This window comes from Cupriavidus sp. 01L415 (assembly GCF_056400065.1).
On sequence record NZ_JBFTSP010000058.1, the window covers coordinates 1 to 10,519 of the forward strand.

Below are 10,519 nucleotides of genomic sequence, written 5' to 3' on the forward strand. Positions count from 1 at the left end.
CTCCGAAATTCGCTTGCGCGAATTCCTCGCTCGCCCAGTCTGTCGTGTCGTCCTCGATTGCCAACCCGCTGCCGCAAAATGAACAGGATGCGCGCAAGTTAACACCGTCTGCCGAGGTTTACAACCGGATTTGTGGGTAATCCTCAGGCCTTTAGGCGGGGGAGGATGTCAACATTCACCCGGCGCGGCCACTCGCCAACCCGTTCACCGGGAACCTCGGAGTGACGAGCGCCTGTGCACTCACGCGCTTCATTGCCCAATGAACTCCATCGACATCATCAGGATTGGACGGAAGCGCAGCTTTGCCGCGTCTACGACCGCCTCGAAGAGCGTCATGCTCTGCGCCCGCCCGCGGACAACTCGCGCGCCCTCTCAACAGGACCCGAACCTATCGATCACAGATTCAACTGATTAACCGTCCATCAAGGCGGGGTAATCAAAGCGCGGAACTCCGTTCCATGCATGGGGTGACAACACGACGAGCCAGTGCTCCATAGCCTCTCCCTTCCTTGATCTACATCAACGGTTACCTCCGATCCCGCCACTATGCTGTCGAGCGCTGGCGCGCAGGATAAACAACAAGAGGCAGAGGTTTCGGGGGCAACATGCCGCATCACACCTTGGATATTGAGATCGAACGGTTGGTATCGAAATCAACGCTGGAGTGCGAGCTGCTGACTCCCGTCAGCGAAGTTGTCGCAAGGATGGCAGAGCGCCGCTGCAGTTCGATTGTCGTGATGGATCAGGGGCGGGCCGTCGGCATCTGGACCGAACGCGATGCGCTGGCGCTCGGCGACGAGGCCAACGCGCTGTCCAAGCCCATCAGCGCGCTGATGAGCCATCCTGTCCTGTCCCTGTCCGGCCGCACGCGCCTTGGCGACGCGGTTGTCCATTTCAAGAACAAGGGCATCCGCCATTGCCTCGTGGTCGACGACGCGGAGCGCCCCCTCGGCATGCTCACGCAGACCGATCTCGTCATGAGCCAGGGCGCGGAATTCTTCTTGCGCACCAGGCCAATCGATTCGGTCAAGTTGTCCCAGCCTGTCATGGTGGCGCCCGACACCAGGCTGCTCGACGCCATGCGCGCCATGCGCACGGGCTGTCTGAGCGCCATCGTCGTCCGCTATCCCGCAGACGAGTACGGCATCCTGACCGAACGCGATATTGTCCGGCTGGCAGCCGCCAATGCGCTTGGCGGCACAGTGGCCGAGCATGCGACGCGCCCGCTGCGCGCACTGAGGCGATCGCAAAGCCTGTACGCGGCCCGCCAGACCCTGGTCGACAACCGGATACGCCATATCGGCGTACTCGACGACCAGAGCGAACTGGTGGGTCTGCTCAGCCTGGCTGACATCCTGTGCAATATCGAGTATGAGTATGTGCACGAGCTTCAGCTGGCGCTGCGCGAGCGGGATGAGGCTCTGCTGAAATCCTCCTATCACCTGAAGTTGGCAGACCGTGTGTTCGAAGCCACGCTAGACGGCGTCATGGTGACAGACCTGAACGGGGTGATCGAGCGGGTGAATCCGGCATTTGCGCATCTGACCGGCTATTCCCAGGCCGAAGCCATCGGCAATACCCCGCGGATGCTGAACTCGGGAAAGCAGAGCCGTGCGTTCTATCAGTCGCTGTGGCGCCAGCTACGCGAGAACGGCTGCTGGCAGGGCGAAATCTGGAATCGCCGCAAGAACGGCGAACTCTACCTGGAGTACTTGTCGATCTCCGGCATCTACAGCCACGATGGCAACTGCACGCACTACGCCGCCATCTTTTCGGATATCACCCAGCGCCGGATGGACGAAGAGCGCCTGAACCACCTCGCGATGCACGATGCCCTCACAGCGTTGCCGAACCGTACCCTGTTCGGCGAGCGCCTGAAACAGGCGGTTGCCCGCGCCAAGCGTGCCGCCAGGCGGGTTGCCGTGATGTTCATCGACCTCGACCGCTTCAAGCTGATCAACGACACCCTGGGGCACGGCGTGGGAGACCAGACCCTAAAGGTCATCGCCCGGCGGCTGAAGGAGACCATTCGCGAAAGCGATACGGTGGCGCGCCTGGGCGGGGACGAATTCACCGTGATCATCGAGGACATCGAAGACATCCGGCACGTCGCACAGATTGCACAGACATTGCTGAACGTGGTCGGGCAGCCCATCGACGCAAACGGACGTACCGTGTACGTGACACCGAGCATCGGCATCAGCATCTACCCCGACGACGGCACCGACCAGCGACAGTTGCTGATGCAGGCCGATCGCGCCATGTACGAGGCCAAGGACGAAGGCAAGAACAATTTCCGCTTCTTCGCCACGCAGATGACCTCGTCCTCGATGGAGCGAATCACGCTCGAAAGCGAGTTGCGCAACGCCCTGATGGCCGACGAATTCCGCCTGCACTACCAGCCGGTCTTCGACTTGCGCAGCGGGGCCATCGTCACCGTGGAAGCGCTGCTGCGCTGGCAGCATCCGTCGCGGGGCCTGTTGCCACCGAGCGCATTCATCACTACGGCCGAGGATTCGGCATTGATCGTGCCGATTGGCACCTGGGTACTGCGCGAAGCCTGCAGGCAGGCGCGCATCTGGATCGAAGAGGGTTTCGCGTTCGGCCGGATTGCCGTCAACCTCTCCGCGCGGCAATGCCGCCACGAGCAGTTCCTGCATGACTTCACCACGATCCTTAGCGATGCCGGCTTGCCGCCAGCCAGGCTGCAACTGGAACTGGTCGAGAGCATGGCCATGACCGGCAATGACATGACGGAATTGCTGCTGGGCGAACTCGCCCAGCGCGGCGTGAGCCTTGCCATCGACGATTTCGGCACTGGCTACTCGTCGTTTACCTATTTGCAGACCTTGCCGGTCGATACGCTGAAGGTAGACCGTTCCTTCCTCGCCGGCATCGACGCCCGCCGGCGTGACGGTGCCATCCTGCGCGCCATCGTCGCCATGGCGCGTTCGCTCGGTTTGACGGTTGTGGCCGAAGGTGTCGAGAACGCCGACCAGTTGCAGTTCCTGCGCGAAATCGGTTGCGATCGTGCGCAGGGTTTCCTGCTCGCGCGGCCTGTGCCAGCCGACCAGCTGCAGCGTACAGGTATTGGCGTGCCTGGCGCCAGACGTGGACCGGTGTCGCCGTCAACACGGCGTAGCGTCACCATGCGGCCCTGAATGGGTCGGCAGAGACATCTGTACAGGGCGAAATTACGCGACCTTCGCCGAGGCGCAACGAGTTGCCTCCGAGAAGCGCGAACGCAGATCGCAGATCAGGAACGACCAATTGAATCCACGGTCGCGTACGGCCCTTCCCCATTGCAGATTGAACGGCAGTAGATCAGCCAACGCAGACCTTTGATCTGACACTTCCACGTGAGAGACGGATCAAGGACCCTATCGCCACCGTGTGCTACTCAGACGCAATGAGCCAAAATGAACAGGGGCAACTTGCGCCGGCACGCCGACTGGAGTGTCACCTACAACACCGTGCCCCCCGGCGCCGCCGCAGCCGCCTGCCAGCCCCCGCCCAGGGCCTTGAATGCAGCGATGGCCGCGCGGGCTGACTGCGCTTCGGCCTGCGCCTTCGCATCGGACGTCTTCAGCAGGTTCTCGTCGGCGAGCAGCACCTCGATCAGGCGGACAACGCCCTTCTCGTAGGCCGCGAACGACGAATTCCGCGCCTTGCGGAGCGCCAGTTCCCCGCGTTCGAGGGTATTGGTCTGTTCCTCGCGCTTGACCAGCGCCGTGAAGGCATTCTCGACATCCTCCGACGCATGCAGCACGGCCAGTCGATAGCCCGCCAGCGCCTCGGCCTCCTGCCCCTTCGCCTGATCGATCTGCGCCCCGATACGCCCAAAGTCAAACAGTCGCCAGCGCAGCCCGGCCACGCCGGCAGCCTGGTTGGCGCCGGCCGAGAACAGGTTGCCGCTGGCCACGGTCGTCGCGCTGCCCAGCAGCCCGCTGAGCGAGACCTTCGGGTAGTACTCGGCGATGGCCGCGCCGATGCGGGCATTCGACGCCGCCAGCCGGCGCTCTGCCACGATCAGGTCCGGGCGCCGCCGCAGCAAGTCGGCGGGCGTGCCGGTGGCTTCGATCCGTGGCGCAGCCGGGATCGCCTTGATGTCGGCGAGTTCGGCGCGGTAGGTGCCTGGGGGGTTGCCGAGCAGCACGTCCATTGCGTTCAGCGCGGCGTCGAGTCCGGATTCGAGTTCCGGAATGCTGGCCTCCACCTGGGCGAGCGCGCCTTCCGCCTGCTGTACCTCCAGCGCGGCGGCCAGTCCCTTGGCGTAGAGCAGCCTGACGGTCGAGACCAGTTTCTGCTGCGTATCCACCTGCTGCCGTGCGATCGACAGTCGGGCCTGCAGGCCACGGATGGTCACGTAGGTGTCGGCAGCCTGTGCCGCCACCTCCACGCGGGTGGCAGCCAGCCCGGCCTCCGACGCCTGGTACTCCGCCTGCGAGGCCTCGCGCTCGCGCCGCAGGCCGCCGAAGATATCGATCTCCCAACTTGCGGTGAGGTCGGCCTCGTACAGGCTGCCATGCCGGTCGAAGTTTGGCGTCGCATTCAGCACCCGGCCCAGCGGCGTTTCCACGGACTGGAACTGCTTCGCGGCTTGGGCGCTGACGCCGCCCGAGGGCAGCAGCGCGGCCGTGGCGAAGCGCAGTCCGGCCCCGGCCTGCGTGACCCGCGCGGAGGCTGCCGCCAAGTCAAGGTTCTGGTCGAGCGCCAGCCGCACGAAGCGCGTCAGTTGGGGGTCGCCAAACCCTTCCCACCAGACTTCGAGATCCGCCCGGGTGGCGGTCCGCCGCTGCTCCACGTCGCGTTGCCCAAGGAAGCGTTCCGCGTTGGGCACGTCGGGCTTGCGGTAGTCGGGGCCGACGGCACATCCGGCGAGCGCCACCAGGGCGGTCACGGCGACAACGAGGCCGGACAGGTGGGCGAGAGAACGGGAAGGGAGGCGTCGGGAATGCATGGGCTGCCGAAATAACATGGTCGAATTTTCTGGGTGACTTGTGACCATAATACAAACTAGTCACTGTTTGTCAATGACCAATCAGCGTGTAAGCTCACGACATGATCGATACCCAACCCTCCGCCCCCCAGCCGCGCGGCCCCGTGGACCACAGCGTGCGCAACCAGATCGTGGAAGCGGCCACGGAGCACTTCAGCCTCTACGGATACGAAAAGACCACGGTGTCCGACTTGGCCAAGGCCATTGGATTCTCGAAGGCCTACATCTACAAGTTCTTCGACTCCAAGCAGGCGATCGGCGAGGTCATCTGCTGCAATTGCCTCGACCAGATGCGACAGGCCGTGGACGAGGCGGTGGCCGGGGCCGGCTCGGCATCCGAGCGGCTGCGACGCCTCTTTGGCACGCTGGCGGAGGCTGGCAGCCGGCTCTTCTTCCAGGACCGCAAGCTGTACGCCATTGCCGTGGTGGCCTGCGAGGAACAGTGGGCGTCGGCTCGCGCCTACGACGCCCATATGCAGCAACTGACCCTGCAGATCGTGCGCGAAGGGCGCGAGTCGGGTGAGTTCGAGCGCAAAACGCCGCTCGACGAGACGGCTCACGCCATCTACCTCGTAATGAAGCCCTACCTCGATCCGCTACAGCTCCAGCACAACCTGGATTTCGTCGAAGTGGCGCCGGGGCAGCTTAGCAACCTGATTCTGCGAAGCCTGGCGCCCTGATCCCCTCCGCGTGCACAGTGTCTCAGTCGCGAAAATCTATAGTGACTATTGACTAAATTGGTCACTATTACTACAGTGAAGGCCATCTGTATGGAGGGCCCTCATGCTTCAGCGCCGATTCTTCGCATCCACCGTCACCCACGCCGCCACCAGCGCCTCTGCCTTCGCTGCCGTGTGCCTCCTGCCGCTCGCACTTTCGGCATGCGGCGGCAAGCCACAGCCCGATCCCCGCATGCAAGCGCCGCTGGTGCGGGTGGAAAACGTCCAGGACGCGTCAGCCGCCCGGCGCGCCTTCACCGGCATCGTCGCCGCGCGGGTGCAGAGCGACCTGGGCTTCCGCGTGTCGGGCAAGGTGCTGGAGCGCCTGGTCGACGCTGGCCAGTCCGTGAAGCGCGGCCAGCCGCTGATGCGGCTCGATCCCGTCGACCTCAAGCTGGCGGCACGCGCGCGGCAGGAAGCGGTGGCCGCCGCCAAGGCGCGCGCCACGCAACTGGCGGCTGATGAGGAGCGCTACCGCGACCTCGTGGCGGCCGGGGCGGTATCGGCGTCGGCTTATGACCAGATCAAGGCCTCCGCCGACTCGGCGCGGGCGCAACTCAGGGCGGAGGAGGCACAGGCCGACGTGGCGCGCAACGCATCCGACTATGCCGCGTTGCTGGCCGATGCCGACGGCGTCGTGGTCGAGACCGTCGCCGAACCGGGGCAGGTCGTGAATGCCGGCCAGGTGGTGGTGCGGCTGGCCCGCGCCGGACAGCGCGAAGCCATCATCCACCTGCCCGAAACCCTGCGCCCGCTGGTAGGTTCGACGGCCCGCGCGACGCTCTACGGCAAGGACGGCGAGGCGGTCACCGCAACCCTGCGGCAGCTTTCCGACGCCGCCGACCGACAGACCCGCACCTATGAAGCGCGCTACGTGCTCGGCGGCGCGCTGACCGATGCGCCGCTCGGCGCCACAGTCACGCTGCAGGTGGCCGATCCGCAGGAAGCGTCGCGATCCGGCCTGGAGGTTCCCATCGGAGCACTCCACGATCCGGGCAAGGGCCCCGGCGTCTGGGTGCTCACAGGCACCCCAGCGCACGTGACGTGGCGACCGGTCACCGTGCGCGCCATCGGCGACGATGCCGCGCGGGTCGAGGGCCAGCTCCAGCCCGGCGACCGCGTGGTGGCGCTGGGGGCCCACCTGCTGAACGAAGGGCAGCAGGTCAGGGTGGCGCCGGAGGTGAAGGTGGCCGAAGCCGCCACCAACGGTAAAAGCCGCAACACCGTCAACGGCGTGCGGGGACAACAATGAGTGGCTTCAATCTCTCGGCTCTCGCCGTGCGCGAGCGTGCCGTCACCCTCTTCCTGATCATCCTCATCTCGATCGCCGGCATCGTCGCCTTCTTCCAACTCGGCCGCGCGGAGGACCCGCCATTCACCGTCAAGTCGATGATCTTCATCACGGCATGGCCCGGCGCGACGGCGCAGGAAATGCAGGACCAGGTCGCGGAAAAGCTGGAAAAGCGCATGCAGGAACTGCGCTACTACGACCGCACGGAAACCTACACACGGCCCGGACTGGCGTTCACCACCGTCACGCTGCTCGACAGCACGCCGCCAGCAGAGGTCCCAGAGGAGTTCTACCAGGCCCGCAAGAAGCTCGGCGACGAGGCGCGCTCCCTGCCGGCCGGCGTCATCGGCCCGCTCATCAACGACGAATACTCCGACGTGACCTTCGGCCTCTTCGCGCTGAAGGCCAGGGGCGAGCCGCAGCGACTGCTGGTGCGCGAGGCGGAGACCATTCGCCAGCGCCTGCTGCATGTGGCCGGCGTGAAGAAGGTCAACATCATCGGCGAGCAGGCGGAGCGCATCTACGTGTCGTTCTCGCACGACCGGCTGGCCACGCTCGGCGTGACGCCGCAGGACATCTTCGCCGCGCTCAACAGCCAGAACGTGCTCACCCCTGCGGGTTCCATCGACACCGACGGGCCGCAGGTCTTCGTGCGGCTCGACGGCGCGTTCGACAAGCTGGAACGCATCCGCGACACCCCCGTGGTGGCCCACGGCAGCACGCTGAAGCTGTCTGACATCGCCACCGTCGAACGTGGCTACCAGGATCCGGCCACCTTCGTCGTGCGCAACAAGGGCGAGCCGGCGCTGCTGCTCGGCATCGTGATGCGCGACGGCTGGAACGGCCTCGACCTCGGCAAGTCGCTCGACGCGGAAGTGGCGAAGGTCAACGCCGAACAGCCGCTGGGCATGGAACTGAGCAAGGTCACCGACCAGGCCGTCAACATCAAGTCGGCCGTCGACGAGTTCATGGTCAAGTTCTTCGCCGCGCTGATCGTGGTGCTGGTGGTGAGCTTCGTCAGCATGGGCTGGCGGGTGGGCATCGTGGTCGCGGCAGCCGTGCCGCTGACGCTGGCCGCCGTCTTCGTGGTCATGGCCACGACCGGAAAGAACTTCGACCGCATCACGCTGGGCTCCCTGATACTGGCCCTAGGACTGCTGGTGGACGACGCCATCATCGCCATCGAAATGATGGTGGTGAAGATGGAAGAAGGATATGGACGGATCGCGGCGTCGGCCTATGCCTGGAGCCATACGGCCGCGCCGATGCTTTCCGGCACGCTCGTCACTGCCGTGGGCTTCATGCCGAATGGCTTTGCAAAATCTTCCGCAGGCGAGTACACCGGCAACCAGTTCTGGATCGTGGGGATCGCGCTAATCGCGTCGTGGATCGTCGCGGTCGCTTTCACGCCCTATCTCGGCGTGAAGCTGCTGCCTGAGATGACGAAGGTGGAAGGCGGCCATGACGCCATCTACGCCACGCCGAACTACCAGCGCTTTCGCGGGCTGTTGGGGCGGGTTATCGGGCGGAAATGGCTGGTGGCGGCAATCGTCGTCGGACTGTTCGCCGCGAGCGTGGTCGGCATGGGCGCCGTGCGCAAGCAGTTCTTCCCGACCTCTGACCGTCCCGAGGTGCTGGTGGAGGTGCAGATGCCGTATGGCACGTCCATCGAACAGACCAGCGCGGCGACGGAGAAGGTGGAAGCGTGGCTCGATAAACAGCCAGAAGCGAAGATCGTGACGTCCTATATCGGCCAGGGGGCTCCGCGCTTCTACCTGGCGATGTCGCCGGAACTACCCGACCCGTCCTTCGCCAAGATCGTGGTGCGCACCGACAACCAGGAAGAACGCGACGTGCTCAAGGGCCGGCTCCGCCAGGCCATCGCCGAAGGCCTTGCGCCGGGCGCGCGAGTACGCGTGACGCAACTGGTGTTCGGGCCCTACTCGCCCTTCCCGGTCGCGTTCCGCGTCATGGGCCCGGACCCCGACAAACTGCGCGACATCGCGAAGCAGGTAGAGGGCGTGATGGACGCCAGCCCGCTGATGCGCACCGTCAACACCGACTGGGGCCCGCGCGTGCCGGCACTGCACTTCACGCTCCAACAGGACCGGCTGCAGGCGGTCGGCCTGACCTCCCACGAAGTGGCGCAGCAGCTTGAATTCCTGCTGACCGGCGTGCCGGTGACCGAGGTGCGCGAAGACATCCGCTCGGTGCAGGTGGTGGCGCGCGCCGCGGGCGACATCCGCCTCGACCCGGAGCGTATCGCCGGCTTTACGCTGATCGGCGCAAACGGCGGGCGCGTTCCCCTCTCGCAGGTCGGCACGGTCGAAGTGCGTACGGAAGATCCCATCCTGCGCCGCCGCGACCGCACGCCGACCATCACCGTACGGGGCGACATTGCCGACGACCAGCAACCGCCCGACGTATCGAAGGCCATCCTGGCGCAACTGCAGCCGGTCATCCAGAAGCTGCCCTCTGGCTACCGCATCGAGATGGCCGGTTCCATCGAAGAATCAGGCAAGGCGAACAAGGCGCTGGCGCCGCTGTTCCCCATCATGCTGGCGATCACGCTGCTGATCATCATGTTCCAGGTGCGGTCGATGGCAGGCATGGTCATGGTCATCCTGACGAGTCCGCTTGGCCTGATCGGCGTGGTCCCGACGCTACTGCTCTTCCACCAGCCGTTCGGCATCAATGCGCTCGTGGGGCTGGTGGCGCTGTCTGGCATCCTCATGCGGAACACGCTGATCCTGATCGGGCAGATCCAGGGCAACCTGAAGGAGGGACTGTCGCCATACGACGCGGTGGTAGAGGCCACCGTGCAACGGGCCCGGCCGGTGCTACTGACGGCCGCGGCAGCCATCCTCGCCTTCATCCCGCTCACGCACTCGGTGTTCTGGGGCACGCTGGCCTATACGCTGATCGGGGGGACGCTCGCCGGCACGCTACTGACGCTGGTGTTCCTGCCGGCGATGTATGCGATCTGGTTCCGGATCCACCCGCCGGCGCAGGTGGCGGTGCAAGAGGCCCCCGTGAGCGAAGTGGCGCCGGTGTCGTAAGCCGGCCGGTCGCGAGCGGCTCGCCGCCGTCCCGTTATCCAAGGGCAAGACCATTCTGTCCTCCGGTCCCACGCAGCCAAGGGCATGATGTGCGGCAACACCCGGCGCTGGCCGCTCAGCCAATCCGCGTGCCCGCGGCCTGGGCCTGCTGCTCGATCTGTTGACTTGGGAGGGACAATGGCTGGCAAGTTGCGTTGGCGAGAATTGAGAACCTAGGTCGCTTGCCGGCCATGAAGCGACATTGAGGGTGACGCCTGATCCGTCGTTCGTAGGTCCATCCCCTGCGAAAAAGCGGCCGTCCGTACTTCGCTGAGACGAGAGTCCACAAAGATGATTTGCTCAATACTGCTATGCCGGCAGAAGACCAGCAACGCGATAACTTTCAATCAACGCGTCATAGAGAGAAATATCCGAGCGACTCCTGGCAATGAGCTGAGCGCCAGCAACGGCG

Annotated in this window: 5 protein-coding genes and 1 pseudogene; 4 read left to right on the forward strand and 2 right to left on the reverse strand. The window is 65.0% G+C overall.

Translation table 11 applies throughout. The features are described from left to right. The first annotated feature begins 620 nt into the window (after window positions 1–620). Window positions 621–3,161, forward strand: coding sequence for an EAL domain-containing protein (locus tag AC1DOX_RS30540; RefSeq protein ID WP_477101666.1), 2,541 nt, complete (start codon window positions 621–623; stop codon window positions 3,159–3,161). Between the two features lie 302 nt (window positions 3,162–3,463). Here the strand turns inward: AC1DOX_RS30540 and AC1DOX_RS30545 are convergent, their stop codons facing one another. Beyond that, a complete protein-coding gene (locus tag AC1DOX_RS30545; protein ID WP_441624593.1) occupies window positions 3,464–4,960 on the reverse strand; it encodes an efflux transporter outer membrane subunit in 1,497 nt (498 codons plus the stop codon). A gap of 101 nt (window positions 4,961–5,061) precedes the next feature. Here AC1DOX_RS30545 and AC1DOX_RS30550 point away from each other — a divergent pair, with 101 nt between their 5' ends. The 3 genes from AC1DOX_RS30550 (at window position 5,062) to AC1DOX_RS30560 (ending at window position 10,068) form a co-directional block, all read left to right on the forward strand. Then, window positions 5,062–5,679, forward strand: a complete 618-nt coding sequence (locus tag AC1DOX_RS30550; protein WP_441624594.1) for a TetR/AcrR family transcriptional regulator — start codon at window positions 5,062–5,064, stop codon at window positions 5,677–5,679. A gap of 103 nt (window positions 5,680–5,782) precedes the next feature. After that, window positions 5,783–6,970: an efflux RND transporter periplasmic adaptor subunit gene (locus tag AC1DOX_RS30555; protein ID WP_441624595.1), complete on the forward strand. Its 1,188-nt coding sequence runs from the start codon at window positions 5,783–5,785 to the stop codon at window positions 6,968–6,970. After that, the gene (locus AC1DOX_RS30560) at window positions 6,967–10,068 is read left to right on the forward strand and encodes an efflux RND transporter permease subunit (protein WP_441624596.1); all 3,102 of its coding nucleotides are present in this window, start codon (window positions 6,967–6,969) and stop codon (window positions 10,066–10,068) included. The genes AC1DOX_RS30555 and AC1DOX_RS30560 overlap by 4 nt, the downstream gene beginning before the upstream one ends. Window positions 10,069–10,416: 348 nt before the next feature. Here AC1DOX_RS30560 and AC1DOX_RS30565 read toward each other — a convergent pair. Beyond that, window positions 10,417–10,519: pseudogene (locus AC1DOX_RS30565) on the reverse strand (TetR/AcrR family transcriptional regulator); the annotation flags it as partial.